The organism is Blastococcus sp. SYSU D00669, assembly GCF_054050715.1.
In genome coordinates this window covers 1-26850 of sequence record NZ_JBJGZV010000046.1, presented here as the reverse complement: position 1 = coordinate 26850, position 26850 = coordinate 1, and the positions used below count along the sequence as shown (strand labels likewise).

The following is a 26850-nucleotide window of genomic DNA, read 5'->3' as shown; positions in this document are numbered from 1 at the left end:
TCGAGGGGCCTGTGAACGGAACGTCTGAGGAGATCGCGCCCTCGGCCGTGCCCGGCGCCAGGTCGGCCCCGGACGACGCCGTGCCCGAGGGCCTGGGCTCCTTCCGGCACGGCGCCGGGGTGTTCGACTCCGACACCACCCTGCTCGAGCTCGCCGTCCCGTACCTGGAGGAGGGGCTGGCCGCCGGTGAGCTCACCGTGCTGGCCTGCACCCCCGAGACCGCGGACGCCGTCTGCCGCGCCCTGGGGTCCGCCGCCGGCTCGCTCGAGTTCGACCGGACGGTGATCCCCGACGGCACGCCCGGCCCCGACGTCTTCACCCACCTGCGGCAGTACACCCACCGGGCCACCCGGGGCGGCGCCGGCCGTGTGCGGGTGCTGGCCGAGGTGCCGGCGACCGACGACCCGCGGCGGGTGCGCGAGGAGATGCGCATCGAGGCCGCGGTCAACCACGTCGTGGCCGAGCTGCCGCTGACCAACCTGTGCATCTACGACCGGCGCCGGCTGCCCGCCGACCTGGTCGCCAGCGCCGCCAGCACGCACCCGCACCTGGCGTCCGGGACGGCGTGGGAGAGCAACGACGCCTACCAGAGCCCCGCCGACTACGTCCGCTCCCTCCAGCCCGTCCCCGAGCCGCTGCTGGACGGCCCCCCGCTGGTCGTGGTCGACGACGCCCCCACGCTGCCGGAGCTCCGGCACCGGCTCGTCGGCGCGCTGCCCGGGCTGACCGGCGACGAGGAGCAGCTGGAGGACCTCCGCCTCGGCATCAGCGAGGTCGCCGCGAACGCGTTCCGGCACGGCCGCCGGCCGGTCTCCGCGCAGCTGTGGAGCGACGGCGCCCGGCTGGTCTGCCACGTCACCGACAGCGGGACGACGTTCGCCGACCCGCTGGCGGGGTTCATCCCCGCGCACGGCTTCGACCTCGGCCGCGGCGGCATGGGCCTGTGGCTGGCCCGCAAGCTCTTCGACCACGTCGACCTGGTCCCCGGCCCGGCCGGGCTCACCGTGCGGCTCAGCACCGCGCTGCGCTGACGGGACAGCTGACCGGGACGGATCGACCGGGTGACGGCCCGCCGCGTCGCTTGACTGCCGAGATCCTTCACTGTTGAGGTACCGACTGTGATCGTGTTGACGGCGGCCGGCGGGACCACCGGCACCGCCGTCGTCCGGGCCCTGCGCGAGCGGGGCGAGGCGGTGCGCGCGGTCGTCTCCCGGCGCCGGTCGCGACCCGAGCTGCAGGCGCTGGGCGCCGAGGTGGTGCAGGGCGAGCTCACCCAGCCGCAGCCGTGGCGGGACCTGCTCGCCGGCGCCGACGCGATGTACCTGATCTGGCCCAACTTCGACCCCGGCGAGGCCGAGGGCGCCCGGGCGCTGTTCGCCGAGGCCCGCCGCGCCGGGCTGCCCCGGCTCGTCTACCACTCGGTGCTGCGGCCGCAGGCGCGGGTGATGCCGCACCACGCGGGCAAGGACCGCGCCGAGGAGGCCCTGGACGTCAGCGGGGTGCCGTGGCGGGTGCTGCAGCCGTGCGCCTACGCCGACAACTTCGACGGGCAGCTGCCCGAGGTGGCCGCCCGCGGGGTGCTGCGCAGCCAGTGGGGGCTGCGGCAGGCGCAGTCGCTGGTGGACGTGCGCGACGTCGCCGAGGCCGCGGCGGTGCTGCTCACCGAGGACGGCCTCGACGGCGGCACCTTCGAGGCGGTCGGGCCGGAGCCCCTCACCGCGCCGCGGCTGGCCGGGCTGATGGGCGAGCGGCTGGGCCGCGAGGTGGTGGCCGAGGACGTCGTCCCCGGGGGGGACGTGCCCACCTCCTACGCCGGGCGGTGCCTGCGCACCATGTTCGACCACTACCGGGTGCACGGGTTCACCGGGAGCCCGCGCGTGCTCACCGCGCTGCTGGGCCGGCCGCCGCGCACGTTCGCGGAGCACCTGGCCGACGTGGCGGACCCGGCGTGAGCGGACAAGGGCGTGAGCATCGCAGCGAGGAACGAGCGAGGAGCGGAGCGCCCCGCGGGAGCGAACGGTCGAGCACCGTGAGCGGCGAGGGGCGGGACGCCGTCGACCTGATCCTCGAGCAGTGGGCGCGGGAGCGGCCCGACCTCGACTGCTCGCCGATGGGCATCATCGGGCGGATCACCCAGGCCCAGCGGGAGGTCCACCTCGCCCAGCGGGCCACCTTCGCCCGGCACGGCCTCGACGCGCCGGCCTTCGACGTGCTCGCGGCGCTGCGCCGGGCCGGCGAGCCCTACCAGCTCACGCCCACGGCGCTGATGCGCACGGCGCTGGTGACGTCGGGGGCCATCACCCAGCGGCTGGACCGGCTGGAGGAGAAGGGGCTCATCACCCGCGAGCGCAGCGAGGCCGACGGGCGCGCCGTCGTCGTCACGCTGACCGACGCGGGCCGCGCGGCGCTGGACGCCGCCCTCCCCGACCACCTGGACACCGAGCGGCGGCTGCTCGCGGGCCTCTCCGCGGCGGAGCGGGCACAGCTGGGCGACCTGCTGCGCCGCTTCCTGGTGGCCCTCGGCCGCACCCCGCAGGAGCCCTAGAGCTCCGGGAGGTCCTCGGGGCGGAGGTCGGCCCGTACCCGGACGAAGCGCATCGGGTGCCGGAAGACGCCGGCCTGCAGCGCCGCGTCGGCGCTGACCTCGACCACGACGTCCGGCTGCACCTTGGTCAGCGGCACCGAGAGCCGGCCGCCGCCGAACCGGCCGGTGCCGATCCGGTCGGGCCACGGGTGGTCGGGGCCGGCCGGGCGCAGGACGGCAGCCAGCTCGGCGGCCTGCCGCGGCGAGAGCGGGCTGGTGCGCCCGACGACCACCAGCTCGCCGTCGCGCACCAGGCCGGCGACGAGCTGGCTGGGCTTCTCGATCGAGCCGATCACGCCGCCGGCGATGATCTCCGTCGTCTCCCAGGACTTGACCTTGAGCCACTCGCGGCGGCCCGGCGCGTAGCGGCTGGAGGCGCCCTTGACCACCAGGCCCTCGACGCCGGCGGGGCGGAAGTCGGTGAACCACTGCCGGGCCTCGTCGACGTCCGCGGTCAGCGGCGACAGCTGCAGCGGCGGCGCCCACCGGGCGGCCAGCGCCTCCAGCTGCTCGCGGCGGACGCGCAGGGTGCGCCGGCGCAGGTCGGTGCCGCCGGCGGCCAGCAGGTCGAAGGCGACGTACGAGGCCGGAGCGGTCGCGACCAGGGCGGGGATCCTGCCCGGCGCCGTCGAGATGCGCTGCTGGAGCAGGCCGAAGTCCAGCCGGGAGCCGTTCCAGACCACCACCTCGCCGTCGACCACGCTGCCGGCCGGGACCTGGGCCACGGCCGCGGCGGCGATGTCGGGGAAGCGGTCGGTGAGGTCGCGGCCCTGCTTGGACCACAGCCGGGTGGAGCGCGCCGAGCGGACGACGACCAGCCGGTAGCCGTCCCACTTGGGCTCGTAGCGGCAGCCGCCCGGCAGCCCGCTCGGGGGCGGGATGTCGCGCACCGGCTTGGCCAGCTCCACCGCCACCGGTCCGGCGAGGTCGGGCGGGAGGTCCGGCAACCCAGGGACGAACGACGACGGCACCCGGACAGGGTGCACGGACCGTCATCGGCGTCGCGCCTCCCCGACGAGGCGTGTCACCCGATCGTGGCAGGTCCCTACGCTGCGCGAACGCCCCCGCGAGGGGCAGCAGCGGGCCGCTCGGGCAACCGGAACCGGCCGGTCGTCGCCGGATCGTGACTCGAGCGCGCTCACCCTGCGTGACGACGGAATCGGTTGCGCGTTCCTACTGTTGAGAGGTCAAGCAAACTGAGAGTCTTCCCGAGGAGCACCACCGTGAGCCGTCCGGTCCTGCAGATCGTCTCCGCCAGCACCCGCGCCGGCCGCAAGGGCATCGCCGTCGCCCGCTGGTTCCAGCGGTTCGCCGAGCAGCACGCGGGCTTCGACGTCGAGCTCGTCGACCTGGCCGAGGTCGGCCTGCCGGTCTTCGACGAGCCGAACCACCCGCGCCTGCGCCAGTACGTGCACCGGTCGACCAGGGACTGGAGCGCCACCGTCTCCCGCGCCGACGCCTTCGTGTTCGTGACGCCGGAGTACAACCACTCCTTCCCCGCGTCGCTGAAGAACGCCCTGGACCACCTCTCGGTCGAGTGGGCCGACAAGGCGGCCGGGCTGATCAGCTACGGCGGCGTCTCGGCCGGCCTGCGCGCGGCCACGGCGATCAAGCCGGTGCTCGCCTCGCTGCGCATGCTGCCGGTGGTCGAGGCGGTGCCCGTCCCGTTCTTCGCGCAGTTCCTCACCGAGGACGACGAGTTCGCGCCCGGCGCCGAGCTCGAGGCGGGCGCCAAGGCGATGCTCGACGAGCTGGCCCGCGTGACCCCGGCCCTGCGGTCGCTGCGCACCGCCGCCTGAACCGGGTATCAACGAGGGGGATGACCGAGCGCAAGCCCCGCGGCATGTCCTTCGAGACCTGGATCGACCACCAGATCACGCAGGCGCAGGCCCGGGGCGCGTTCGAGCAGCTCGAGGGGGCCGGCCGGCCGCTGCCCCGCCGGGACCGCGAGCAGACCAGCTACGACTGGGCGCTGGAGTGGGCGCGGCGGGAGAACGGCGGCACCGACGGCATGCTGCCGCCGGGCCTCGCCCTGCGGAAGGAGCGCGACGGCCTGCCGGAGGTCGTCGCGCACCTGCCGTCGGAGGCGGCCGTGCGGGCGCTGGTCGAGGACTTCAACGGCCGCGTCGCGGCCCACTGGCGCCGTCCCGCCGACCGGGCGGACGCCGTCCCGGGCATGGCCGACCTCGACGCGCTCCTCGAGCTCTGGCGGACCACCCGCCCGCCGCCGTCGCCGGACCCCGCCCCCGTGATCGTGGCGCCGGAACCACGCCGGGGGCGCCGGAGGTGGTTCCGGCGCCATGATCACCGCTGACTGGGGCAGCTGATCAGAGGACGTCGAACTCGTTGAAGGCAGCGCCGCCGGAGAGCTGGGCGTAGCCCGGGCCGCGGTCGAAGAACGGCTCGTCGCCGGTGCGGGCGGCCCGCATGTCGGCGCGCAGGGCCTCGGTCGCCGCGAGGTCGGCCTCGCCGGACTCCAGCACGACCACGCCGTAGTCGTCCCGGGCACCCGAGACGCTCACCTTGCGCCACGCGATGTCGCGCAGCACCTCCTCGACCGGCCGGTCCAGCGGGTCACCCCAGCCGCCACCGCCGGTCGTCCGGATCCGGACGACGGTGCCGGCCTTCAGCGGCTCGGCGTCGGCCAGCGCGTCGACGTCGTGCTCGTCGGGGCCGCCCGGGTCGACGGTGATCTGGAACGGCCGCCCGGCCTTGCCGCCCTTGACACCCCAGCACGCCAGGATCGAGCGGTCGGCGATCGACATGAAGTGCGCGTCGCGGAGCACCCGGATGTGCTTCTCGTAGCCGCAGCCGCCGCGGTAGCGCCCGGGCCCGCCCGAGTCCACCGCCAGGCCGAGCCGCTCCACCCGCAGCGGGAAGCGGCCCTCGGTGAACTCGGTCGGCAGGTTCCGCGAGTCGGGGACGACGTGGATGGTGTCCTCGCCGTCGGCGTAGTACCGGCCGCCCGAGCCGCCGCCGAGCACCTCGCGCATGAGGTACGGGTTGCCGTCGAGGTCGGTGCCGTAGACGCCGGTGTATCGGATCGTCTCCTGGTCGGCCGGCATCCGGCCGCCCGTGGCCTTGGCCAGCACGCCGGCGAGCACGCCGAGCAGCCGCAGGATGACGAACGTCCGGGCGTTGGTCGGCGCCGGGAAGATCGGCGTGAGCAGCGTGCCCTTCTCGGGGAAGCGCATCTCGATCAGCGGCACGACCCCCTCGTTGACGTCGAGCTGCGCCATCCGCTCCGGCGTCCCGGCCAGGTTGCGCAGGATCGGCGCCAGCCACTTCTTGAGGAAGTTGCCGTCGGCGTAGTCGCCGCAGTGGTTGATCGGGCCCTTGGCCTGCGGGCCGGTGCCGGTGAAGTCGATGACGAGGGGCACCTCCGCGGAGGAGTCCATGGTCAGCGTGATCCGCTGGCGGTGCAGCTTGGGCTCCTCCACGCCGTCGTGCTCGGCGTAGTCCTCCCAGACGTAGGTGCCGTCGGGGATCTGCGACAGGATCTCCCGTCGGTAGACCTCGGTGGAGTTCGCGAGGATGGCCTCGAAGCACGCCTCGACCGCGGCCACGCCGTAGCGGTCGAACAGCTCACCCAGGCGGCGGGCGCCGGCCAGGCAGGCCGAGCACTCGGCGTCGAGGTCGGCGGCCAGCGAGTCGGGCATCCGCGAGTTGCGGGTCATGATCTTCAGCGCGCTCTCGTTGGGCACGCCGCGGTCCCACAGCTTGATCGGGGGGACCATCAGGCCCTCCTCGTACACGCTGGTCGCCGCCGACGGCATCGAGCCGGGCACCGCGCCGCCGATGTCGTCGTGGTGGCCGAACGCCTGGATGAAGGCGACCACCTCCGGCTCCCCGGTCTCCGGGGACGCCGCGAACACCGGCACCGTCACGCACAGGTCGGGCAGGTGGCCGATCCCGCCCTCGGAGAGGTAGACGTCGTTGTGGAAGAAGACGTCGCCGACGTCCATCGTCTCGATCGGGTAGTCCCGGACGACGGGGTGCACGAGCGCCGAGTACGAGCGGCCGGTGAGCTTGCGCAGCTTGCGGTCGTGGATGCCGGCCCGGAAGTCGTGGGCGTCGCGGATCATCGGCGAGCGCGAGGTGCGCCCGATCGACGTCTCGACCTCCTTCTCGATCGCGGCCAGCGTGCCGGCGACGATCTCGACGAGGACCGGGTCGGCCTCGACCTTGCCGTTCGGGGAGGTCACTGGTCCGACTCCTTCGTGAGCAGCAGGTTCCCGTAGGTGTCCACGGTGGCGCGGAAGCCGGGGTGCACCGGCACCGTCGAGCCGAACTCCTCGATGATCGCCGGGCCGCTCACCACGTCGCCCGGCCCGAGGTCGGGCCGGTTGTACGTGGGGGTGTCCACCCAGTCGTCGAAGAACACCCGGCGTGAGCCCGTGACGGCCCGGTCCGTCCCGCCGTCCCGGGCGTCCAGCTCGACCATGTCCGGACGGCGGATCGGCCCGATCCCGCTCACCCGCAGGTTCACCCACTCCACGGCCTGGCGGGGGTCGTCGGCGAAGTCGTAGCCGTAGAGCTGCCGGTGCGCGGCGTGGAACGCCTGGGCCACCGCCTCGGCCGCCCCGCGGTCGAGGACGCCGTCGGCCACCGGCACGCGCACCTCGAAGGCCTGGCCGACGTAGCGCAGGTCGGCGGTGCGCTGCATCCGCTGCACCTCGCGGCCGAAGCCCTCGCCGTCCAGGGCCGCCTGCGCCTGGTCCTCCAGCTCCGCGTAGACGGCCTTGACCCGGTCGAGGTCGAGGTCGGCGTGCTTGGAGACCACCGTCTGCACGTAGTCGTTGCGGACGTCGACGGTGAGCAGGCCGAACGCGCTGACGTTGCCGGGGTTCGGCGGGACCAGCGTGCGCGGCAGGCCGAGGATGTCCATCAGCCGGCAGGCCAGCAGCGAGCCCGACCCGCCGAACGTCGTCAGGGTGAAGTCGCGGACGTCGAGGCCCTTGGCCACGGTGACCTGGCGCAGCGCGTTGGCCTGGTTCCAGGCGGAGATCTCCAGGATGCCGGTGGCCGTGCGCTCGAGGGAGAGGTCCAGCTCCGCGCCGAGCCGCTCGAGCCCGGCCGTGGCCGCCTCCACCGACAGCGGGATCTCCCCGCCCAGCAGGTGCGGGGGGATCCGGCCGAGCACGACGTGCGCGTCGGTGACCGTGGGCTGGTCGCCGCCGGACGGGTAGCACATCGGGCCGGGGTCGGCGCCGGCCGACTTCGGGCCCACCTTGAGCGTGCCCTCCGGCGAGAGCCAGGCGATCGAGCCGCCGCCCGCGCCCACGGTGACGACGTCGATCATCGGGATCTTCGACGGGTAGTCGCCGACCGAGCCCTCGGTGGTGAGCGTCGGCTCGCCGTCGATGACCACGGTGACGTCGGTCGAGGTGCCGCCGCCGTCGCAGGTGAGCACCCGGTCGAAGCCGGCGGTCCCGGCGATGAGCGCCGCGCCGAGGGCGCCCGCGGCCGGGCCGGAGAGCATCGTGGTGATCGGCTGGTGCACGACCTCCTGCGCCGACAGCACGCCGCCGTTGCTCTTCATCACGTAGAAGGGCACGCCGGGGGCGATCTCGTCCAGCCGGGTGCGGATGTTGGTGACGTAGGCGCCGACCTTCGGCTTGACCGCCGCGTCGACCAGCGTCGTCACCGACCGCTCGTACTCGCGGTACTCGCGCAGCACCTCGCTGGAGAGCGAGACCACCGCCTCGGGGTACTCGGCCTCGATCACCTCGAGCATCGCCCGCTCGTGCGCGTCGTTCGCGTAGGAGTGCAGGAAGCAGACGCCGAGGGTGCGGATGCCGGCGTCCTTGAAGAAGCGGACGGCGGCGACGGCGTCGTCCCGGTCGAAGGGGCGGACCTCCTCGCCGCGGAAGTCCAGCCGGCCGCGCACGGTGCGGACCAGGTCGGCCGGCACGATCCGCGGTGGCTTGACCCAGAAGTAGCTGTTGCCGTAGCCGTCGGGCACCGACTGCCGGGCGATCTCGAGCACCGACTCGTAGCCCTCGGTGGTGATGAAGCCGATCCGGTCCAGCTTGCCCTCGAGCAGCTGGTTGGTGGCCACCGTGGTCCCGTGGCTGACCGCGGTGATCGACCCGCCGTCGAGCTCGAGCAGGCCGAGCACCTTGCGGACGCCGGCCAGGAAGCCCTCCGCCGGGTCCGCGGGGGTGGACGGCGTCTTGGTGGTCGTCGTCCGGCCGGTCCCCTCGTCCACCGCGACGACGTCGGTGAACGTCCCCCCGGTGTCGATCCCGATGCGAACCCGGCGGGACGGCGCACTCATGGGGCGATACCTTAGCGCTGAGATACCGGTGGGGACCAGGTCTGCAGGGCGGTGAGTTGCCGACCCGCGGCGGCGTCCGGGGTGAGCCGCAGGGCGGCGTCGCGCAGCGCCGCCGGGACCGGCCGGCGCCACTGTGCCACCCGGCCCAGCGCCCGTGCGCGGCGGGCGATCCGCTGGGTGCGCGGCCGCCGCAGCCGGTCGTAGGCGCCGAGCGCGGCGTCCAGGTCACCGCCCTGCACGAGCCGCACCAGCGTGGCGGCGTCCTCGAGCGCCTGGTTGGCCCCCTGGCCGAGGTCCGGCGTCATGGCGTGGGCGGCGTCGCCCAGCAGCACGCAGCGGCCCCGGCGGAACGTGGGCAGCGGCCGGGCCAGGTCGTCGATGTCGAGGCGGGTGACGGCGTCCGGCGGGGTGGCGGCGACCAGCGCCGGGACCGGGTCGTGCCAGCCGCCGAAGAGGCGCCGGACCTCGCCGTGCTCGTCGGCGATCGCCGTGCGCGCCGGCATCGAGGCGACGGCGAACCAGTAGACGCGGCCGTCGGCGAGCGGCGCGATGCCGAACCGCAGCCCGCGGCCCCAGGTCTCCCCGGCCCCGCCGAGCAGGTCGACCGGCGCGGCCGTCACGCCTCGCCAGGCGGCGTAGCCGGAGTAGCGGCGGCCGGGGTCGCCGGGCCAGCCCGCCCGCACGCGGCTGGCGATGCCGTCGGCGGCGACCACGAGGTCGAACCGCTCGGTCCCGCCGCCGTGCACCACCTCGTCGCCGGCGGCGGAGACCGCGTCGACCGGGCAGCCGAGCCGCAGCGTCCCCCCGGCCAGCGCGCCCACCAGCACGCGGTGCAGGTCGGCCCGGTGCACCACGCGCAGGCCGGCCACGGCGGCGGCCGGGGTGCGGGCCAGCCAGGTGCCGTCCGGCCGCCGCTGCCCGGCCACCAGGCCGGTCGGGGCGTCGCCCGCCACCGCGCGGACGGCGTCGCCGAGCCCCAACGCGTCCAGCGCGGCGAACCCGTTGGCCCACAGCGACAGCCCCGAGCCGCCCGGCCGCAGCTCCTCCGCCCGCTCGAAGACGGTGACCTCGGCCCCGGACCGCTGCAGCCCGGCCGCGACGGCCAGGCCGCCGACCCCGGCGCCGACCACGGCTACCCGCACAGCGCACCGTCCTGCACCCGCAGCATCGGCAGCAGCAGCTCCAGCCGGCCGACCTCCTCGACGTTGTGCGTGACCCAGGCGTCGACCATGTGGTCAGGGAACCGCCGCTGCAGCACCCGGTTGACCGGCGCCATCGCCGCGCTGCGCGCACCGAGGTCGAGCACGCTGACGTAGTGCGTCCGGTCCCGGCCGGCCGACCAGGTGTGCTCCAGCTGCAGGACGGCGACGCCGCCCACCCGCTGCACCAGCCGGATGCCGGTCTCGTCCAGCTTCTCCACCCGGTCGACGACGTCGATGCGGTACTCGGGGCGACCGGCGAACTGCTCGACGATCCGGAAGCGGGCACCCTCGGCCGCGCCGCCGCCGGGCGCCGGGCGGGCCAGCGCCCAGGCGAGGTGGTCCAGCGGGTGCCAGGCGAGGTAGCGGGGGACCTGCGCGCCGTCGTAGTCGATGGTCCGGCCGATCGAGCGGAACCAGCCGAGGACCTCGGCGGGCGTCACGCCGGCCAGCGGCTGGTGGTCGATGGTCACCCGCCGGCGGCCGTGCGCGAAGGACGCGACGGCCACCCGCGCGGAGTCGTGCGGGCGGAGCGGGGTGAGGAGGGGGAGGGGCATGTCGGACTCCGGTGAGATACGGAAGCGTTTCTTGTGTCGGGCACGCTAGGGTGGCCGAGCAAGATACGCAAGCGTTTCTCTTGCGGGAGGTGGCATGGCGGTCGCGCGCCGGCGCGGTGCCGAGCTCGAGGCCGCCATCGCCGACGCCGTCGTCGGCCTGATCGTGACCGGGGGAGCCCGCGCGGTGACCATGGAGGCGGTCGCCGCGCGCGCCGGCACCAGCAAGCCCGTGCTGTACCGGCGCTGGCCCGACCGGGCGGCGCTGCTGCGCGACGTGCTGCTGCGGCAGGCCACGGGCGTCATCCCGGCCGAGGACACCGGCAGCTACCGCACCGACATGCTGGCGATCCTGCGCGGCTGGGCTGCCGTCCTGACCGGGCCCGGCAGCCGGGTGGTCCAGGCCGTCGTCACCGCGATGGCCGAGGACCCGGACTTCGCCGCCGCCTTCCGCGAGGGCGTCATCGGCTGGCGCAAGCAGGAGATGGCCGACCTGCTGGCGCGGGGCGTCGCCCGCGGCGACGTCCGGCCCGACGTGCCGGTCGAGATCGCCCGGGAGCTGGGCCAGGGGGTGCTCTGGCACCGCTTCCTGGTCACCGGCGACCCGATCGACGACGACGTCGTCGTGCAGATCGTCGACGAGGTGCTGGTGCCCTTCGTCGCCCCCCGCCCAGCGGGGCACTAGCCCGCCCCACGTGCCGCTGCGCGGGGTCGGGCCGTGGGAGCAGCCCGCGCCGCACCCCTGCTCGCCTGCCTGACCCTGCTCGCCGCCTGCTCCGCCGAGTGGACCCGCGACGGCCGCCCCGTACGAGGTCGCCGACGCCGCCGCGCAGTTCCGCGACGGCGCACCGCCCGGCTCCGACCCGGTGCACGTCGTCGGCTCCGACGCCGTCGTGCACGTGCTCGGCAGGTACTCCTCCGACCACGACCGCGACGACCCGCCGATCCCGCCCGACGTGCTGCTCGCCTCCCCCGTCACGCCGGACGCCTCGGCGCGCCGGGGTCTGGACCGAGCGGGCGGACTTCCCCGCCACGACCGGTGCGTTCGCGAGCAGCCTGGCGATCGCGGCCGACGGGACCGCCGTCCTCCTCACCGAGCGCGGCGCGGGCGACCTCGACGGGGGGACCGGCAGCCGCGCAGCTCGGCGACGGCCACTTCAACAGCGCGGTGATCCGCTTCGACCTCGACACCGGCGCGGTCACCGGCCTGGAGCCGGGTGCCGGGCTGTCGCCGGCCGGGCGGCCCAGGGCCGATCCCGACCTGTTCGTCGTCTTCGGTTCCGACGGGGACGACGGACCGCCGTGGGTGGAGTTCCGCTCGGCGGACGGCGCGGTGGTTGCTCCCCGCCTGCCGCCGGCGGCGACCGGCGCCGAGTTCGGGGCCGTCGTGCTCGCCGAGTTGCTCGGCGCCGTCCGACCCGGGGGCCCGGTCGCCGCCGAGGCGAGCGGCTGGGTGCACGCGCTGACCGACGACGACCTCGTCCCGTTCGTCGTCCCCACCGACCTCGCCACCGGGGAGTCGGCCGTCTCGGGACCGGTCTGCCCGGGGCACGGCACCCTGGAGCGGCTCGTCCTCACTTCCGCCGGCGCGGTCGTGGTGGGAACCTGCGAGGGGCCGAACGAGACGGGGCTCTGGCTGGTGCGGCCGCGGTCGTGACCGTTCCCCAGGTCGCCTGCAAGGCGGCTGCAAGCGACGTCCGGAGGCTGGAGCACGACCGGCCCGGGAAGGGCCGCCCGCCGAGGAGGGATCCCCCGATGCCCGTGCAGCACACCACCGACGCCACCTTCGCCGACGACGTCCTGGCCAGCCCGAAGCCGGTGCTGGTCGAGTTCGGCGCCGCCTGGTGCGCCCCCTGCAAGATGATGGCGCCGGTGCTGGAGAACCTCTCCGTCGACCAGGCGGCGCGGCTCAAGGTGGTCGCCCTCGACGTCGACGAGAGCCCGTCGACCGCGTCGGCCTACAAGGTCATGGGCATGCCGACACTGGCGCTGTTCGTGCGCGGCCAGATGGTGACGACGATGGTGGGCGGCCGGCCGGGCTGGTCGATCATGCAGGAGATCGAGCCGCACCTCGCCGCCCTCGTCTGAGACCCAGGCGCTTCATCGCGATGGAGCACCGCGCTTCATCGCGATGAAGCACGTCCGCATGCTTGCGCGGTAGCTGGATCCAGGGTCTAGACTCAGGACCGTGGCGGACGGCGTGGCGCAGGTGCTGGCCCTCGTGGGGGAACGGTGGGCGCTGCTCGTCGTCCGCGAGGTCTCGCTCGGCCTGCGCCGGTTCGACGAGCTGGCGGCGGCGACCGGGGCGCCGCGGACCGTGCTGTCCGACCGGCTGCGCCGGCTGACCGCGGCGGGCGTCCTCGCCACCCGCCCCTACCGGCTCCCCGGCAGCCGGGAGCGCACGGAGTACGTGCTCACCGACGCCGGGGCCGACCTGCTCCCGCTGCTCGCCGCGATGTCCGACTGGGGGGAGCGCCACCTCGGCGCCGGTGCCCCGCAGGAGGTCGTGTACCGCCACGGCGGCTGCGGCGGCCGGGTGACCGCCCGCCTCGTCTGCGAGTGCGGCGCGGAGACCGGCCCGCACGACCGGCTGATCGCCCAGGTCAACCGCTGACCCGTCGTCCCCCGGAGGTCCCCGTGTCCCTGCCCCGCACCACCGACGCGACGTTCGCCGCCGACGTCCTCGGCAGCGAGCGCCCGGTGCTCGTCGACTTCACCGCCGACTGGTGCCCGCCCTGCAAGATGATCAAGCCGGTGCTCGAGCGGATCGCCGCCGAGCAGGCCGGCCGGATGTCGGTCGTCACCCTCGACGTCGACGAGAACCCCGAGGTGACCCGGCGCTACGGCGTCATGGGGATGCCGACGCTCGCCCTGTTCGTCGGCGGCGAGCTCGTCACCACCGTCGTCGGGGCGCGGCCGCAGGCGGCCCTCGTGGCCGCACTGGAGCCGCACCTGGCCCTGGCCGCCTGAGGCGGACCGGCGCGCTCAGCGGTCGAGCAGGAGCTGGACGTAGGGGTCGCGGCCCGCGGGGGTCAGCGACCGGTACGCCCGGAAGTCCCGGACCGCCGCGCCCGACGACCCCCCTGTATGCCTTGACAGGCATATGCCTTGCGGGGCATGCTCGGCGGCGTGCATGAGGCGACGTGGGCGGCGCTGACCGATCCCCACCGGCGGGCCGTGCTCGGCCTGCTGCGGGAGCGGCCACGGGCCGTCGGCGAGCTCGTGGGGGCGCTGGGGCTGACCCAGCCGGCGACGTCCAAGCACCTGCGGGTGCTGCGGGAGGCGGGGCTGGTCACGGTCCTGCCGGATGCGCAGCGGCGCATCTACGCGCTCGACCCGGCGCCGCTGGCCGAGCTGGACGAGTGGCTGGCCCCCTACCGCTCGCTCTGGAACGACCGCCTCGACGCACTCGGCAGGCACCTGGACCGGATGGAGGAGCGCTCGTGAAGGACGACCTGGGCACGTACGTGGAGCACGAGGGCCGCCCGGCGGTGCGCTTCGTGCGGACCTACCGGCACCCGGTCGAGCGGGTGTGGACGGCGGTCAGCGACCCCGCGGAGCTGCAGCACTGGTTCCCGTCGAAGGTGGAGATCGAGCCGCGCGAGGGCGGCCGGATCGCCTTCGCCGACGATCCCTACGCAGCGGCCGCCGACGGCACGATCCTGGTCTGGGACCCGCCGCACCGGCTGGCGTTCACCTGGTACGAGGACGAGCTGCACCTCACCCTCGAGCCGACCGGCGACGGCTGGTGCCGGCTCACGCTGGTGGACGTGCTCGACGACCGCTCCGCGGCGGCCCGCAACGCCGGCGGCTGGTACGTCTGCCTGGACGTGCTGGGCAAGCGGCTCGACGGCGTCCCCACCAGCGGGCCGCACGGCGACGTGGCGGAGTGGGAGCCGATCCTGCAGGCGCACGTCGACGCCGGCCTGCCCTCGGGCGCGCCGATCCCCGACCCCGTCGACCGCTGACCGCTTTCGGTGCGGAAAGCGGTCACGCTGTCCGCACCGAGAGCGGAGGGGGGTCAGCTCTGCGGGCCGGCGGCCGCGACGGCGACGTCCTCCCACGCCCGCCACTCGGCGAGGCGGGACTCGTAGTCGGCCGTGGCGATGCGCAGCGGGGTGCCGCCGAGGAAGATCCGCAGCGGCGGGTCCTCCGCGTCGACCACGGCGAGCACGGCCGCGGCGCTGGCGGTGGGGTCGCCGGTGCCGGCCACCCGCGCGCGGCGCTGCTCGGCGGCCTTGACGCGGAACTCGTCGTAGGCCGGGTTCGGGGCGGCGTGCCGGGCCGAGGCGCCGCCCCAGTCGGTGGAGAAGGCGCCGGGCTCGATGAGCGTGACGCGGATGCCGAAGTCGGCGACCTCCTGGGCCAGTGCCTGGCTGAAGCCCTCCAGCGCCCACTTCGACGCGTTGTAGATGCCGATGTTCGGGAACGCGCTGATCCCGCCGATCGACGAGACCTGGAGGATGTGGCCCGAGCGCTGCTCCCGCAGGTACGGCAGCGCCGCCTGGGTCACCCACAGGGCGCCGAAGACGTTGGTCTCGAACTGGGCGCGCGCCTCGGCCTCGGTGATCTCCTCGATCATCCCGAACTGCCCGTAGCCGGCGTTGTTCACCACGACGTCGAGCCGGCCGAAGTGCTCGTGGGCCTGCTTCACCGCGGCGATGTCGGCCTCGCGGTCGTCGACGTCGAGCTGGACGGGCAGCAGCCGGTCGCCGAAGCGCTCGACCAGGTCGTCGAGGGTCGAGGTGTTCCGGGCGGTCGCGGCCACCGAGTCGCCCCGCTCGAGGGCGGCGACGGCCCACTCGCGGCCGAAGCCGCGGGAGGCGCCGGTGATGAACCACGTCTTGGGCATGTGTGCTCCTCGCTCGCCGGCTGTCGGAGGGACGGCGCAAGCGGATGCGCCTCCTCTTCCGGCCCCAAGTGCGGGCGGGCGGGTTCTGTTCCCGGGGGGTGCGGGCTCAGGCGGTCAGCGCGGCCTCGGGGGCGAGCAGCGCCTCGACCGGACCGGGCCGGCCGAAGTGCCAGCCCTGGCCGAGGTCGACGCCCAGCGCCAGCAGCGCCGCGGCCTCGGCGGCGGTCTCCACGCCCTCCGCGACCACCTGGGCCGAGCAGCCGTGCGCGAACTCGACCAGCGAGCGCACCAGCGTCGACAGCACCGGGTCGGCGTCCACCCCCGACACCAGGCTGCGGTCGAGCTTCAGCACGTCGGGGGAGGTGACGACGATGTGCCGCAGCGAGCTGAAGCCGGCGCCGACGTCGTCGATGGCCAGCCGCAGCCCGCGGGCGCGCAGCGGGTCGAGCACGCGGGCGAGCGCGGCGTAGTCGTCGACGGGGTCGTGCTCGCTGAGCTCCAGCAGGACCCGGCCGAGCGGGAGGCGGTCGAACAGCGCCGCCGCCTCGTCGGTGAGCAGCGTGGCGGGGGAGAGGTTCATGCCGACGTAGCCGCCGACCCGGTCCAGGTGGGCGGCGGCGCGCTCGAGGGCCAGCAGCTCCAGCCGGTGGCCCTCGCCGACGGCGTGCGCCTCGGCGAAGACGACGTCGGGCGTCGTCCCCCACTCGGCGGGGAAGCGGCTGAGCGCCTCGGTGCCGGTCCGCTCACCGGTGAGGAGCCGGACGATCGGCTGCAGGACCACGGTCGGTCCGCCGGCGGCGATCACCGGGCCGATCCGCCCGAGGACCTCCGTGCGGCGCTCCTGCGCGCGGACCTCCGGCTCGACGATGACCGCCGCGGCCGAGGCGAGCACGTCCATGAGCGCCTCGTCGCGCTTCGTCAGCTCCTTGTCGGAGGTCAGCCCGGCGGCGCAGAACGTCCCGTAGAGCGAGCCGTCGGACAGCCGGACGGGGACCGAGACGTAGCTGCGGATCCGCGGCATCCGGGCGGCGGGCAGCGCCATCGCGGCCGGGAAGGCCTTGAGGTCGGCGATGACCGGGGGCAGCCTCCCGTCGAGGACCGCCTGGCACAGCGAGGTCTCCTGGTCCTGCGTGACCTTCTCCTGGAACAGCACCGGGATGCTCGACTCGACGACCTCGAGGTGCTGCGTCGTCCCGTCGAGCCGGCTCAGGAACGCGACCGACAGGCGCAGCGACTTCTTCGCCGTCTGCAGCAGCTCGGCGATCTGCCGCTCGGAATCGGTGCGCTGCCTGCCCATGGTGCTCCATCGGCACGCGCGACCGGGGGCTGGAGGAAAAAGTTCCGCGGCGGTGTCGATGAGCGGCGGTCCCGTTCGACGTCTTGACGACGGAGCCCCACGAACCCCGCAGGAGGAAGCCATGCGTCCGCTCGTCGTCACCACGTTCCTGACCCTCGACGGGGTCATGCAGGCCCCCGGCGGGCCGGAGGAGGACCCCTCGGGCGGCTTCGCCTTCGGCGGCTGGTCGTTCCCGTACGCCGACGAGGTCTTCGGTCAGCAGATGGACGAGTGGTTCGCCGGGGCGCAGGACTTCCTGCTCGGCCGGACGACCTACGAGATCTTCGCCGCGCACTGGCCCCGGGTGGAGAGCGACGACAACGTCACGGTGGGCCTGCAGACCAAGACCAAGCACGTCGCGTCGCGCACGCTGACCTCGCTGGACTGGGACACCGCGCGGCTGCTCGAGGGCGACGTCGCCGAGGCGGTGCGGGCGCTCAAGGCCCAGGACGGCGGCGAGCTGCAGGTGCACGGCAGCGCCGGGCTGATCCAGACCCTGCTGCGCGAGGACCTGGTCGACGAGCTGCGGCTGATCATCGACCCGGTGACGCTCGGCCAGGGCAAGCGGCTGTTCGGCGACGGCACGATCCCGCGCAGCTGGCGGCTCACCGGCTCGAAGGTCACCACGACCGGTGCGCTGATCGCGAGCTACCAGCGCGCCGGGGACGTCGAGACGGGCTCCTTCGCGCTGGAGGACTGAGCCGGCCGCCGGGCCCGAAATCGGGTGCGGGCCCGGCCCCCGTGCTGGTGCACTCCACCGCATGCGCGAGCGGACCGTGATCTCGGGCGACGTGCCGCTGCACGTCGTCGACCCCGGCGGCACCGGGACGGCCGTCGTCCTGCTGCACGGGGGCGCCCGGACGTCGGAGGACTGGGAGGTCGTGGCCGACCGCCTGGTCGCCCTCGGCCACCGGCCGGTCGCGATCGACCTGCGCGGGCACGGGGGCACACCGGTCGCGCCGTGGACCTGGGACGCCGTGGTCGCCGACGTCGAGGCGGTGGTCGGTGAGCTGCGGCTCGGGCGGCCGGCGGTGGTCGGGCACTCCCTGGGCGGGATCGTCGCGGCGCTGTGGGCGACCGGGCACCCCGAGTGCCCGCTGGCGGTGAACCTCGACGGGCACGGCAACCCCACCCACCGCGACCAGTACGCCGGCCTCGCGCCGGACGACCCGTCGGTCGACGCCCTGGTCACCTGGCTGGCCGAGGCCGCGACCCTGCTGCTCGGCGAGCACATGGCCGACGTCATGCGGGCCATCGACGAGCTCGACGTGCTCGCCGTGTACCGGCGGGCGCGCTGCCCGCTGCTGCTCACCCGGGCCGGCGAGTCGATGGCCGAGCTCGTGCCCGCCGAGGCGCAGCCGGCCTGGGTCGCCTACGAGCGGTGGACCGACCAGCAGCTGGCGGCCCTCGCGGCCGAGGTGCCCGAGGTGGACGTCGTCGTCACCCCCACCGGCCACTTCGCGCACGTCGAGGCGCCCGAGCTGCTCGTGAACCTGGTCCACGAGCGGCTCGAAATGGTGACGTGAGGGAACGGCCCTGCTGCAGGGTCCCGCGCCGAGCCTGCGAGGCGTGGGTGGGGGGCAGCGGGGTCCTTCTAGTCCAGGTCGGCCTGCCAGAGGTCCGGGCCGAAGACCTCGTACTGGATGTCGGCCGCCGGCACGCCCCGGTCGAGCAGGACGCTGCGGATGCCCCGCATGAACGGCAGCGGCCCGCACAGGTAGTAGAAGGCGCCCTCGGGCAGCTCGACGTCGTCGAGGTCCATGATCCCGGCGTACCGGCCGTCGACCGGCAGGTCGCCGTGCGCGCCGTGCTCGTACCAGACGTGCAGCCGGGCGTTGGGCAGCTTCGCGACGTCGCGGGCGATCTGGTCCCGCAGCGCGAAGGACCCCTCGTGCAGGTCGGCGTGCAGCAGGGTGATCGGCAGGTGCGAGCCGGCCTTGGTCAGGTGCGAGAGCATGCCGGCCATCGGGGTGACGCCGATGCCGGCGCTGGCGAAGACGACCGGCCGGCCGGAGTCGTCGAGGACGACGTCGCCGTAGGGCAGCGACATGGTGAGCCGGTCGCCGACGCCCACCCGGTCGTGCAGGTGGTTGCTCACCTCGCCGTCCGGCTTGCCCCCACCGGTGACCCGCTTGACCGCGAACGACCGGTGCTCGCCGTCGTCGGCCTGGGTCAGGCTGTACTGCCGCGGCTGGCGGACGCCGTCGGGCATGGGCACCTGCACGGTGACGTACTGCCCGGGCAGCGACGTCTTGACCAGCCGGTCGTCGACCCGGCGCACGGTGAAGGTGACGACGTCGTCGGTCTCCCGGCGCTTCTCCACGACCTCCCACTCGCGCCAGACCGTCTCGGGCCGGACGCCGCGGGCGCTGTAGAGGCCGCGCTCCTGGTTGATCAGGGCGCGCGCCATGAGCCAGTAGACCTCGTCCCAGGCGGCGACCACCTCGGGCGTGACGGCGTCGCCGAGCACGTCGGCGATCGCCCAGAACAGGTTGTCCCGCACGACCTGGTACTGCGCCGGGGTGATGCCCAGCGAGGCGTGCTTGTGCGCGATCCGGCTGAGCAGGTGCTCGGGCAGGTGGTCGGGGTGGCCGACCAGCGCGCTGGCGAAGAGCGCGACCGAGCCGGCCAGCGCCTGCTGCTGGGTGCCCTCGGCCTGGTTGCCGCGGTTGAACGTGCCGTCGAGCAGCTCGGGGTGCTCGCCGAACAGGTGCTGGTAGAACCGCTCGGCGATCTTGCCGATGTTCTCGCCGACGACGGGCAGGGTGGCCTCGATGACGGGCCGGGACTTCTCGGTGAGCATCTCTCCCCCTGGTGCGGTCTGCGATGGGCCCCGTGCTCGGCCCCTGCCCGATCGGCGCCCGGCCTACCCATCGATGTCGGGTGCCAGGATGCTGGGCGTGACGACGGCGACGGGTGCGCTGGAGGAGTTCGAGGCCGCCCGCGGCCGGCTCTTCGGCATCGCCTACCGGATGCTCGGTTCGGTCGCCGACGCGGAGGACGTGCTCCAGGACGCCTGGCTGCGCTGGCAGGGCGTCGACCAGGGGCGGGTGAGCGACCCGGCCGCCTTCCTGGCGCGCACGGTCACCAACCTCAGCCTGAACGCGCTCACCTCGGCCCGCGCGCGCCGGGAGGTGTACGTCGGGCCGTGGCTGCCGGAGCCGGTGGTCACCGCCGACGGCGCGCTCGGCCCGCTGGAGGACGCCGTCCAGCGGGAGTGCGTCTCGTTCGCGCTGCTCGCCGTCCTGGAGCGGCTGCCGCCGGCCGAGCGGGCGGCGTACGTGCTCCGCGAGGCGTTCGCCTACAGCCCCCGGGAGGTCGCCGAGCTGATCGGCGTCTCCGAGGCCAACGCGCGGCAGCTGCACTCGCGGGCGCGCAAGCACGTGGCCGCCGAGCAGACCCGCGAGGTCGAGGCCGAGCGCTGGCAGGAACTGGTCCTCCGGTTCCTGGCCGCGGCGCGGGACGGCGACGTGGCCGGCCTCGAGGCGCTGCTGGCCGACGACGTGGTGGCGCGCAGCGACGGCGGCGGCGTGGTGAACGCCGCCCGCATGCCGGTGACCGGCCGCGACAAGGTGGCGCGCTACCTGGCCGGGATCTTCGCCAAGTTCACCGCCGGGCTCACCGGGGCCTTCGCCGAGGTCAACGGGGCGCCGGCGGTCGTCTCGTTCCGGGACGGCGCGCTGCAGAGCGTCCTGGTGGTGAGCACCGACGGCGAACGCATCACCGGCCTGGACTTCGTGCTCAACCCGGTCAAGCTCGCCTTCGCCGACGGGCAGCTGTCACGGATCGGAGGGCTGCGTGGTCTGAGCGGGTGAGGAAGGGAGACCCCACCATGACGACCACGTTGGTCACCGGAGCCACCGGCACGCTCGGCGTGCCCACCGTCGCCCGCCTGCGCGCCACGGGCCACGACGTCCGAGCCCTCAGCCGGCGCAGCGGACCCGGTCTCGTCACCGGGGACCTGGTGTCCGGTGACGGCCTCGACGCGGCGCTGGACGGCGTCGACGTCGTCCTGCACCTGTCCCACAGCCCGCGGACGAAGGGCGGTGACGTCGCCCAGGCGCGGACGCTGCTGGCCGCCTCGGCGCGCGCCGGGGTGCGGCACCTGGTGTACGTGTCGATCGTCGGCGTCGACACCATCCCGCTGGCCTACTACCGGGCCAAGCGGGAGGTCGAGCGCATGGTCGAGCAGTCGGGGCTGCCGTCCACGATCCTGCGGGCCACCCAGTTCCACCCGTTCGTGACCTCGATGTTCACCTCGCAGCGCCGGCTGCCGCTGCTAGTGGTGCCCACGATCGACCTGCAGCCGATCGACGTCGGCGAGGTGGCCGACCGGCTGGTCGAGCTCGCGTCGGCGGCACCGGCGGGCCGGGTGGCCGACATCGGCGGGCCGGAGCAGCGCTCGCTGCCCTCGCTGGCGCGCGCCTGGTCGCGGTCGGCCGGCGTGCGGCGGCCGGTGGTGCCGCTGTCGCTGCCCGGGAAGCTGTTCGCCGCCTACCGGTCGGGCGCGGCGATGGTGCCCGGCCCGGCGTACGGGCGGGTGTCCTACGAGCAGTGGCTCGCCGGCCGGGCGGAGGCCCTGCGGTGAGCGGGCTGCTGCGGCCGGGGCTGGTGCTGCTGGCCGCGGTCGAGTGGGTGCTCGGGTCGTGGACGGCGTTCGCCCCGCGCAGCTTCTACGACGACGTGCCGACCGTGGACCTCACGCCGCCGTTCAGCGAGCACCTCATGCGCGACTTCGGCGGCGCGACGCTGGGGCTGGCGATCGTGCTCACCGCGGCCGCCGTCTGGACGGAGCGGCGGCTCGTGGTCACGGCGCTGCTGGCGTACCTGGCGTTCGCGGTGCCGCACCTCGTGTTCCACGTGACACATCTGCACGGGGCGACGGAGCTCGAGGCGTCGGTGCTGGTGCTGCTGCTGATCGGCTCGGTCGCGCTGCCGCTGGCCCTGCTGGCGGCGGCGCTGCTCGCACCGAGGACGCTCCCGCGGGAACGCGACGACGTCCTCGTCTGAGTCGTCGGTGTGCGCCGGAGGCCCTTTCCCGCCGGGCGAAGGGCACCGGGCGCACGACGATCATGGACGCCGTCGCGGACTCCGTGGTCTGATCCGGGCGGCGCGACACCGGGGTCGCGCCGTTCGCGAGGAGGCGGCATGGCCGAGGTCCACGGCACGTTCGACGACCGGTTCGCGGGGGTGCGCGACGCGCTCGCCACCCAGCTCGAGGGCGACGAGCTGGGCGCCTCGATCGCCGTCGACGTCGACGGCGAGACCGTCGTCGACATCTGGGGCGGCCACCGCGACCAGGCCCGGACGACGCCGTGGACCCGGGACGCGATCGTCAACGTCTGGTCGACGACGAAGACGATCACCGCGCTGGCGGTGCTCACGCTGGTCGAGAAGGGGCAGCTGGACGTGCACGCCCCGGTCGCCGAGTACTGGCCGGAGTTCGGCGCGAACGGCAAGGAGGACGTGCGGGTCCGGCACCTGATGTCGCACACCTCGGGCGTGGCCGGCTGGGACCCGCCGTTCGAGGCCGCCGACATGTACGACTGGGAGTCCTCGACGGCCCGGCTCGCCGCCCAGGCCCCCTGGTGGGAGCCCGGGACGGCGGCCGGTTACCACGCGCAGAACCAGGGCCACCTGCTCGGCGAGGTGCTGCGCCGCGTCGACGGCCGGTCGCTCAAGCAGTACGTCGCCGAGGAGCTGGCCGCGCCGTTCGGGGCCGACTTCCAGATCGGGGCCGAGCCCGAGGACGACGACCGGATCGCGCCCGTCGTCCCGCCACCCCCGCTGCCGATCGACTTCGCCGCGCTGGACCCGCAGAGCGCGGTCTTCCGCTGCTTCACCGGGCCGGTCGCCGACGCCGCCAACGCCAACACCCGCGCCTGGCGCGACGCAGACATGGGCGCGCTCAACGGGCACAGCAACGCCCGCGGGGTGCTCGACATCATGCGCGTGGTGTCGCTGGGCGGGGAGGCCGGCGGCGTGCGGCTGCTGTCGGAGAAGACGATCGACCTCGTCTTCGACGTCCAGGCCGACGGCGTCGACCTCGTGCTCGGCGTGCCGTTCCGCTACGGCGTCGGCTTCGCGCTGTCGCCGTCCGGCGGCGTGCCCTACCTGCCCGACGGGCGCGTCTGCTTCTGGGGTGGCTGGGGCGGCTCGCTGATCGTCATGGACCTCGACCGCCGCGTGACCACCAGCTACATGATGAACCGGATGGCCCCGGGCATCGTCGGCTCGCCGCGGGCGCAGGCCTACCTCGAGGCCGTCTACGCGGCGCTGTGATCTCCCGGACCGGCATCGCCTGCACCACCGGTGGGGACGGCGACGACCTGCTGCTCCTGCTGCACGGCCTCGGCGCGACCGGCGCCGTCTGGGAGCGGCTGCTGCCGCTGGTCCCCGGCCGCTGGGCGGCCCCGGACCTGCGCGGCCACGGTCGCTCGCGCGCCGAGCCGCCGTACGGCTACGCGGTCCACGCCGCGGACATGGCCGAGCTCGTCACGGAGCTGGGCGCGGCACGGGTCACCGTGCTCGCGCACTCCTTCGGCGGGGTGGTCGGTGCGCTGCTCGGCGGCGGCGAGTACGGGGTGGCGGTCGACCGGGTGGTCGCCGTCGGCACGAAGATCGAGTGGACGGCGGAGGAGGAGGCCGGCGCCCGCGCGCTCGCGGGCAGGCCCGGCAAGGTCGTCGCCACCCGCGAGGAGGCCGCGGCCCGGCACCTGGCCCTGGCCGGGCTGCGCGGGCTGGCCGAGCCGTCGGGCGACGTCGCGCTGGCCGGCGTCCGCGAGGTGGAGGGCGGCTGGACCGTCGCGCTGGACAACCGGGCGTTCTCCGCCGTCGGCCCGTCGGTGCCCGGCATCCTGCGGCGGTGCGCCGCGCCGCTGCACCTGGCGGCCGGGGACGGCGACGCGATGGTGTCGCTGGAGGCGATGCGCCGGATCGACCCGGAGGCAGAACTCGTCGAGGGCGCCGGCCACAACGCGCACTGGGAGCGCCCCGATGCCGTGCTGGCCCTCCTGGGGTCTTCTTCGGGCTAAGGCTGCTCGACGAGCGTGCGCAGGATCCGCTCGAGTGCGGCGCGGTCGGCGGCCGGCAGCCGGCCGAACAGCTCGCGCGAGTCGGCGGCGCGGGCGGTGTCGACCTCGCCCCTGACCCGCCGGCCGGTGGCGGTGGGCCGGACGACGACGGCCCGCCGGTCCCGCGGGTCGGCGGTGCGCTCCACCAGGCCGCGCTCCTCCAGGCCGTCCACCACCTCGGTCGCCGAGCGCGGCGCGATGTGCAGGGCCTCGGCGAGCTCGGAGAGCCGGGTGCCGTCGCGGCCGGTAACCACGCGCAGCGCCCGGGCCTGGTGGGGCGTGAGGTCCCAGGGCGCCAGGGCGTCGCGCCAGCGGTGCCGCTGCAGCCGGCCGAGGCGCAGCACGAGCTCGCCGAGCACGGCGGGGTCGTCGTCGGCCATGCGGGAAGAGTAGCGACACCGCTGTGGTTCCCACATGATGAGGTAACCTCAGCATCCATGGGAGGTGGCGCCGTTCTGGACCCCGTGAACTCCCCCGGCGGTGGCGGCCGCGGCGGCTCGGGCCGCACCGTCGACCCCGCCGACCGCGCACAGCTCGACCGCTCGCCGGTCTCCCTGCGGCGGATCGCCGCGCTCTTCCGCCCGTACCGCTGGCAGGTCGCCGTGGTCGTGGCGCTGATCGTCGTCTCGTCGGTGGTCGCGCTCGCCTCGCCGTTCCTGGTCCGGCTGGTCATCGACGACGCCCTGCCGCACCAGGACGTCGGACTGCTCGCCGCCGCCGTCGCCGGCATGCTCGCCGTCGCCGCGGTGACCTCCGTGCTCGGCGTCGTCCAGACGTGGCTGTCGACCACGGTCGGGCAGCGCGTCATGCACGGGCTGCGCACCGCCGTCTTCACCCACCTGCAGCGGCAGTCGCTGGGCTTCTTCACCCGCACCCGCGGCGGCGAGGTGCAGTCGCGGCTCACCAACGACATCGGCGGCATGCAGTCGGTGGTCACGTCGACGGCCACGTCGCTGGCCTCGAACGCCACGACCGTCGTCGGCACCGTCATCGCGATGGTCGCGCTCTCGTGGCGGCTGTCGCTGCTCTCGCTGGTCGTCCTGCCGCCGGCGATCTGGCTGACCCGCAAGGTGGCGCGGATGCGCCGCGCGGTCACCGCCCAGCGCCAGCGCGCGCTCGCCGAGCTGCACGCGCAGGTCGAGGAGGGGCTGTCGATCTCCGGCGTCCTCCTGTCGAAGACCATCGGCGCCGGCCCCGCGCAGTCCCGCCGGTTCACCGAGACGTCCGACGGCCTGGTCGCGCTCGAGGTCCGCTCGCAGCTGGCCGGCCGGTGGCGGATGGCCACGATGAACGTCGTCTTCGCCGGCATCCCGGCGCTGATCTACCTGGCCGCAGGGCTGCCGGCGACCTCCGGCGGCATGACCATCGGCACGCTGGTCGCCTTCACCACGCTGCAGGCCGCGCTGTTCCGCCCGCTGACGGGGCTGCTCGACGTGGGCGTCTCGGTGACCAGCTCGATGGCGCTGTTCAGCCGCGTGTTCGAGTACCTCGACCTGCCGGTCGACATCGCCGACCCGGTGTCCCCCGTGCCGCTGGACCCGGCCGCCGTGCGCGGCGAGGTGCGGTTCCACGGCGTCTCGTTCACCTACCCCGACGCGCACCGGCCCGCGCTGGCCGACGTCGACGTGCGCGTGCCCGCCGGGTCGACGGTGGCGCTGGTGGGGCAGACCGGTTCGGGCAAGAGCACGCTGGCCTCGCTGGTCTCCCGGCTGGCCGACCCGACGTCCGGCCGGGTGCTGATCGACGGCGTCGACGTCCGGGACCTGCCGCTGGCCACCCTCGCCCGCATCGTCGGCGTCGTCTCGCAGGAGACCTACCTGCTGCACGCGACGGTGCGCGAGAACCTGCGTCACGCCAAGCCCGACGCCACCGACGCCGAGATCGAGGACGCCGCCCGCCGGGCGCAGGTGCACGACGTGATCGCCGCGCTGCCCGACGGCTACGACACCGTCGTCGGCGCCCGCGGGCACCGGTTCTCCGGCGGGGAGAAGCAGCGGCTGGCCATCGCCCGCACGCTGCTGCGCGACCCCCGCGTGCTGGTGCTGGACGAGGCCACCAGCGCGCTGGACAACAGCACGGAGCGGGCGGTGCAGGCCGCGCTCGACGAGGCCAGCCGCGGCCGGACGACGCTCACCATCGCCCACCGGCTCTCGACCGTGCGCGACGCCGACCGGATCGTCGTCCTGGACGGCGGCCGGGTCGCGGAGCAGGGCACGCACGAGGAGCTGCTCGCCCGCGGCGGGCGCTACGCCGAGCTGGTCGGCGCCGCCTCCCGCGCGGTGGTGCTGGCCGCCTGACGCGGGAGCCGGTCCCAGGCCGGTGTGCCGAGTGCCGGCGCGGTCTTCATCGTGCTCGTGATCGCCAGCTTCTCCACACCGTCGACACCGGCGAGCGACGAGGCCTCCGAGGTGATCGCCGAGGCCGTCGTGGCCGATCGCGCCGGTCACCGGTGGTCGTTGTTCCTCACCTTCCTCTCCGACGTGGCGTTCCTGTTCTTCCTCGCGGGCGTGTGGGGACGGCTGCGGCGCGCCGAGGGCCGCCGGGGGCCTGTTCGCCGGCGTGCTCGCCATCGCCGCGGCGGCCTTCGTGGCGGTGACCGCGGTGTCCGCGGGGCTCTCCCTCGCCCTGGTCCAGAGCGCCGGCACCGCGGACGACGAGCCGGCTGTCACCCGGACGCTCGTCGTCCTCAACGACTGCTTCGCGGGCGTGTTCGACGACGACATCGACGACAGCTTCGCCGGCATCGCCGGGTTCACCGGGTTCCTGCTGCTCCTGGTGTGGATCCTGGCCGCGACCGTCCTGCTCCTCCTGCGGGGACGGCACAGCCCGGAGGTGCACGCCTAGCTGTACTGATCGGGCAGGTTGGTGCACCGTGTCCGACGGATTCGGATCTTGATGTAGGGAGGGACCTCCGGGTTTGGTTTGGGAGCCGCCAAGCACCCAGCCAGACCCAGGAGGTCCCTCGTGGTTCA

30 protein-coding genes are annotated in these 26850 nt (G+C 74.7%); 21 read left to right on the top strand and 9 right to left on the bottom strand.

All coding sequences use genetic code 11. From position 1 onward, the window contains the following. The first annotated feature begins 11 nt into the window (after positions 1 to 11). The 3 genes from ACI8AF_RS23735 (at position 12) to ACI8AF_RS23725 (ending at position 2545) form a co-directional block, all read left to right on the top strand. Positions 12 to 1031, top strand: a complete 1020-nt coding sequence (locus tag ACI8AF_RS23735; protein ID WP_456542233.1) for an anti-sigma factor RsbA family regulatory protein — start codon at positions 12 to 14, stop codon at positions 1029 to 1031. Between the two features lie 87 nt (positions 1032 to 1118). Then, positions 1119 to 1952, top strand: a complete 834-nt coding sequence (locus ACI8AF_RS23730; protein WP_456542232.1) for an SDR family oxidoreductase — start codon at positions 1119 to 1121, stop codon at positions 1950 to 1952. A 77-nt stretch (positions 1953 to 2029) separates the two neighbouring features. Next, positions 2030 to 2545 (top strand): MarR family winged helix-turn-helix transcriptional regulator, encoded by a 516-nt coding sequence (locus ACI8AF_RS23725; protein WP_456542231.1) that lies wholly within the window; start codon positions 2030 to 2032, stop codon positions 2543 to 2545. Here ACI8AF_RS23725 and ACI8AF_RS23720 read toward each other — a convergent pair. Further along, entirely contained in the window at positions 2542 to 3555 is a 1014-nt protein-coding gene (locus tag ACI8AF_RS23720) for an ATP-dependent DNA ligase (protein WP_456542230.1), read from the bottom strand. The two genes, ACI8AF_RS23725 and ACI8AF_RS23720, sit on opposite strands and share 4 nt — an antisense overlap. Before the next feature lie 252 nt (positions 3556 to 3807). Here ACI8AF_RS23720 and ACI8AF_RS23715 point away from each other — a divergent pair, with 252 nt between their 5' ends. After that, positions 3808 to 4383, top strand: coding sequence for an NADPH-dependent FMN reductase (locus tag ACI8AF_RS23715; protein WP_456542229.1), 576 nt, complete (start codon positions 3808 to 3810; stop codon positions 4381 to 4383). Positions 4384 to 4403: 20 nt separating this feature from the next. Continuing rightward, positions 4404 to 4898, top strand: a complete 495-nt coding sequence (locus ACI8AF_RS23710; RefSeq protein ID WP_456542228.1) for a DnaJ family domain-containing protein — start codon at positions 4404 to 4406, stop codon at positions 4896 to 4898. Between the two features lie 13 nt (positions 4899 to 4911). On the opposite strand, the gene ACI8AF_RS23705 is transcribed toward ACI8AF_RS23710, so the two are convergent. Genes ACI8AF_RS23705 through ACI8AF_RS23690 form a run of 4 tightly spaced genes read right to left on the bottom strand, consistent with a single transcriptional unit; the run spans position 4912 to position 10620 of the window. Continuing rightward, a complete protein-coding gene (locus tag ACI8AF_RS23705; RefSeq protein WP_456542227.1) occupies positions 4912 to 6789 on the bottom strand; it encodes a hydantoinase B/oxoprolinase family protein in 1878 nt (625 codons plus the stop codon). Continuing rightward, positions 6786 to 8864 (bottom strand): hydantoinase/oxoprolinase family protein, encoded by a 2079-nt coding sequence (locus tag ACI8AF_RS23700; RefSeq protein WP_456542226.1) that lies wholly within the window; start codon positions 8862 to 8864, stop codon positions 6786 to 6788. Before ACI8AF_RS23700 ends, ACI8AF_RS23705 begins: the two co-directional genes overlap by 4 nt. An 11-nt stretch (positions 8865 to 8875) precedes the next feature. Then, complete coding sequence (locus tag ACI8AF_RS23695) at positions 8876 to 10006, bottom strand: FAD-dependent monooxygenase (RefSeq protein ID WP_456542225.1); 1131 nt, start codon at positions 10004 to 10006, stop codon at positions 8876 to 8878. Continuing rightward, the gene (locus ACI8AF_RS23690) at positions 9997 to 10620 is read right to left on the bottom strand and encodes a hypothetical protein (RefSeq protein ID WP_456542224.1); all 624 of its coding nucleotides are present in this window, start codon (positions 10618 to 10620) and stop codon (positions 9997 to 9999) included. Before ACI8AF_RS23690 ends, ACI8AF_RS23695 begins: the two co-directional genes overlap by 10 nt. Before the next feature lie 94 nt (positions 10621 to 10714). Between ACI8AF_RS23690 and ACI8AF_RS23685 the strand changes: the two genes are divergently transcribed. The 7 genes from ACI8AF_RS23685 to ACI8AF_RS23655 all read left to right on the top strand — a co-directional run bounded on the left by ACI8AF_RS23685 (position 10715) and on the right by ACI8AF_RS23655 (position 14585). After that, positions 10715 to 11302, top strand: a complete 588-nt coding sequence (locus tag ACI8AF_RS23685; protein ID WP_456542223.1) for a TetR/AcrR family transcriptional regulator — start codon at positions 10715 to 10717, stop codon at positions 11300 to 11302. Positions 11303 to 11785: 483 nt separating this feature from the next. Beyond that, positions 11786 to 12274, top strand: a complete 489-nt coding sequence (locus ACI8AF_RS23680) for a hypothetical protein (protein WP_456542222.1) — start codon at positions 11786 to 11788, stop codon at positions 12272 to 12274. A gap of 98 nt (positions 12275 to 12372) precedes the next feature. Beyond that, a complete protein-coding gene (locus ACI8AF_RS23675; RefSeq protein WP_456542221.1) occupies positions 12373 to 12705 on the top strand; it encodes a thioredoxin family protein in 333 nt (110 codons plus the stop codon). Between the two features lie 100 nt (positions 12706 to 12805). Further along, positions 12806 to 13231 (top strand): winged helix-turn-helix transcriptional regulator, encoded by a 426-nt coding sequence (locus ACI8AF_RS23670; protein ID WP_456542220.1) that lies wholly within the window; start codon positions 12806 to 12808, stop codon positions 13229 to 13231. A gap of 23 nt (positions 13232 to 13254) precedes the next feature. Next, positions 13255 to 13587 carry a thioredoxin gene (gene trxA / locus ACI8AF_RS23665; protein ID WP_456542219.1) on the top strand — a complete coding sequence of 111 codons (333 nt, stop codon included), beginning with the start codon at positions 13255 to 13257 and terminating at the stop codon, positions 13585 to 13587. Between the two features lie 159 nt (positions 13588 to 13746). Beyond that, positions 13747 to 14064 (top strand): ArsR/SmtB family transcription factor, encoded by a 318-nt coding sequence (locus ACI8AF_RS23660; RefSeq protein ID WP_456542218.1) that lies wholly within the window; start codon positions 13747 to 13749, stop codon positions 14062 to 14064. Further along, positions 14061 to 14585: an SRPBCC family protein gene (locus tag ACI8AF_RS23655; RefSeq protein WP_456542217.1), complete on the top strand. Its 525-nt coding sequence runs from the start codon at positions 14061 to 14063 to the stop codon at positions 14583 to 14585. Before ACI8AF_RS23660 ends, ACI8AF_RS23655 begins: the two co-directional genes overlap by 4 nt. A gap of 53 nt (positions 14586 to 14638) precedes the next feature. Here ACI8AF_RS23655 and ACI8AF_RS23650 read toward each other — a convergent pair whose 3' ends face one another. Further along, positions 14639 to 15469, bottom strand: coding sequence for an SDR family oxidoreductase (locus ACI8AF_RS23650; protein WP_456542216.1), 831 nt, complete (start codon positions 15467 to 15469; stop codon positions 14639 to 14641). Between the two features lie 106 nt (positions 15470 to 15575). After that, complete coding sequence (locus tag ACI8AF_RS23645; protein ID WP_456542215.1) at positions 15576 to 16766, bottom strand: EAL domain-containing protein; 1191 nt, start codon at positions 16764 to 16766, stop codon at positions 15576 to 15578. Between the two features lie 121 nt (positions 16767 to 16887). Between ACI8AF_RS23645 and ACI8AF_RS23640 the strand changes: the two genes are divergently transcribed. Continuing rightward, positions 16888 to 17505 (top strand): dihydrofolate reductase family protein, encoded by a 618-nt coding sequence (locus ACI8AF_RS23640; protein ID WP_456542214.1) that lies wholly within the window; start codon positions 16888 to 16890, stop codon positions 17503 to 17505. Positions 17506 to 17566: 61 nt separating this feature from the next. After that, the gene (locus ACI8AF_RS23635) at positions 17567 to 18331 is read left to right on the top strand and encodes an alpha/beta fold hydrolase (protein ID WP_456542213.1); all 765 of its coding nucleotides are present in this window, start codon (positions 17567 to 17569) and stop codon (positions 18329 to 18331) included. Between the two features lie 68 nt (positions 18332 to 18399). Here the strand turns inward: ACI8AF_RS23635 and ACI8AF_RS23630 are convergent, their stop codons facing one another. After that, on the bottom strand, positions 18400 to 19608 hold the full coding sequence (locus ACI8AF_RS23630; RefSeq protein ID WP_456542212.1) for a globin domain-containing protein: 1209 nt from the start codon (positions 19606 to 19608) through the stop codon (positions 18400 to 18402). Positions 19609 to 19705: 97 nt separating this feature from the next. Between ACI8AF_RS23630 and ACI8AF_RS23625 the strand changes: the two genes are divergently transcribed. The 5 genes from ACI8AF_RS23625 to ACI8AF_RS23605 all read left to right on the top strand — a co-directional run bounded on the left by ACI8AF_RS23625 (position 19706) and on the right by ACI8AF_RS23605 (position 23839). Continuing rightward, on the top strand, positions 19706 to 20620 hold the full coding sequence (locus tag ACI8AF_RS23625; protein WP_456542211.1) for an RNA polymerase sigma-70 factor: 915 nt from the start codon (positions 19706 to 19708) through the stop codon (positions 20618 to 20620). 17 nt (positions 20621 to 20637) lie between these two features. Next, positions 20638 to 21393, top strand: coding sequence for an SDR family oxidoreductase (locus tag ACI8AF_RS23620; RefSeq protein ID WP_456542210.1), 756 nt, complete (start codon positions 20638 to 20640; stop codon positions 21391 to 21393). Further along, on the top strand, positions 21390 to 21815 hold the full coding sequence (locus ACI8AF_RS23615) for a hypothetical protein (RefSeq protein WP_456542209.1): 426 nt from the start codon (positions 21390 to 21392) through the stop codon (positions 21813 to 21815). Before ACI8AF_RS23620 ends, ACI8AF_RS23615 begins: the two co-directional genes overlap by 4 nt. Before the next feature lie 138 nt (positions 21816 to 21953). Continuing rightward, the gene (locus tag ACI8AF_RS23610) at positions 21954 to 23087 is read left to right on the top strand and encodes a serine hydrolase domain-containing protein (protein WP_456542208.1); all 1134 of its coding nucleotides are present in this window, start codon (positions 21954 to 21956) and stop codon (positions 23085 to 23087) included. Continuing rightward, positions 23084 to 23839: an alpha/beta fold hydrolase gene (locus ACI8AF_RS23605; protein WP_456542207.1), complete on the top strand. Its 756-nt coding sequence runs from the start codon at positions 23084 to 23086 to the stop codon at positions 23837 to 23839. The genes ACI8AF_RS23610 and ACI8AF_RS23605 overlap by 4 nt, the downstream gene beginning before the upstream one ends. Here the strand turns inward: ACI8AF_RS23605 and ACI8AF_RS23600 are convergent. Then, a complete protein-coding gene (locus ACI8AF_RS23600; protein WP_456542206.1) occupies positions 23836 to 24258 on the bottom strand; it encodes a MarR family winged helix-turn-helix transcriptional regulator in 423 nt (140 codons plus the stop codon). The two genes, ACI8AF_RS23605 and ACI8AF_RS23600, sit on opposite strands and share 4 nt — an antisense overlap. A gap of 57 nt (positions 24259 to 24315) precedes the next feature. On the opposite strand from ACI8AF_RS23600, the gene ACI8AF_RS23595 reads away from it, so the two are divergent. Together ACI8AF_RS23595 and ACI8AF_RS23590 are read left to right on the top strand one after the other, a co-directional pair. Next, positions 24316 to 26175: an ABC transporter ATP-binding protein gene (locus ACI8AF_RS23595; RefSeq protein ID WP_456542205.1), complete on the top strand. Its 1860-nt coding sequence runs from the start codon at positions 24316 to 24318 to the stop codon at positions 26173 to 26175. A gap of 262 nt (positions 26176 to 26437) precedes the next feature. Then, positions 26438 to 26722, top strand: a complete 285-nt coding sequence (locus tag ACI8AF_RS23590; protein ID WP_456542204.1) for a hypothetical protein — start codon at positions 26438 to 26440, stop codon at positions 26720 to 26722. Positions 26723 to 26850 lie beyond the last annotated feature (128 nt).

What these genes read in the sequence shown, in the direction of transcription:
- ACI8AF_RS23595 (WP_456542205.1), top strand. Translation starts at nt 24,316, where the DNA reads ATGGGAGGTGGCGCCGTTCTGGACCCCGTGAACTCCCCCGGCGGTGGC.
- ACI8AF_RS23700 (WP_456542226.1), bottom strand. Translation starts at nt 8,864, where the DNA reads ATGAGTGCGCCGTCCCGCCGGGTTCGCATCGGGATCGACACCGGGGGG.
- ACI8AF_RS23600 (WP_456542206.1), bottom strand. Translation starts at nt 24,258, where the DNA reads ATGGCCGACGACGACCCCGCCGTGCTCGGCGAGCTCGTGCTGCGCCTC.
- ACI8AF_RS23640 (WP_456542214.1), top strand. Translation starts at nt 16,888, where the DNA reads ATGCGTCCGCTCGTCGTCACCACGTTCCTGACCCTCGACGGGGTCATG.
- ACI8AF_RS23710 (WP_456542228.1), top strand. Translation starts at nt 4,404, where the DNA reads ATGACCGAGCGCAAGCCCCGCGGCATGTCCTTCGAGACCTGGATCGAC.
- ACI8AF_RS23610 (WP_456542208.1), top strand. Translation starts at nt 21,954, where the DNA reads ATGGCCGAGGTCCACGGCACGTTCGACGACCGGTTCGCGGGGGTGCGC.
- ACI8AF_RS23635 (WP_456542213.1), top strand. Translation starts at nt 17,567, where the DNA reads ATGCGCGAGCGGACCGTGATCTCGGGCGACGTGCCGCTGCACGTCGTC.
- ACI8AF_RS23630 (WP_456542212.1), bottom strand. Translation starts at nt 19,608, where the DNA reads ATGCTCACCGAGAAGTCCCGGCCCGTCATCGAGGCCACCCTGCCCGTC.
- ACI8AF_RS23620 (WP_456542210.1), top strand. Translation starts at nt 20,638, where the DNA reads ATGACGACCACGTTGGTCACCGGAGCCACCGGCACGCTCGGCGTGCCC.
- ACI8AF_RS23685 (WP_456542223.1), top strand. Translation starts at nt 10,715, where the DNA reads ATGGCGGTCGCGCGCCGGCGCGGTGCCGAGCTCGAGGCCGCCATCGCC.
- ACI8AF_RS23650 (WP_456542216.1), bottom strand. Translation starts at nt 15,469, where the DNA reads ATGCCCAAGACGTGGTTCATCACCGGCGCCTCCCGCGGCTTCGGCCGC.
- ACI8AF_RS23675 (WP_456542221.1), top strand. Translation starts at nt 12,373, where the DNA reads ATGCCCGTGCAGCACACCACCGACGCCACCTTCGCCGACGACGTCCTG.
- ACI8AF_RS23645 (WP_456542215.1), bottom strand. Translation starts at nt 16,766, where the DNA reads ATGGGCAGGCAGCGCACCGATTCCGAGCGGCAGATCGCCGAGCTGCTG.
- ACI8AF_RS23690 (WP_456542224.1), bottom strand. Translation starts at nt 10,620, where the DNA reads ATGCCCCTCCCCCTCCTCACCCCGCTCCGCCCGCACGACTCCGCGCGG.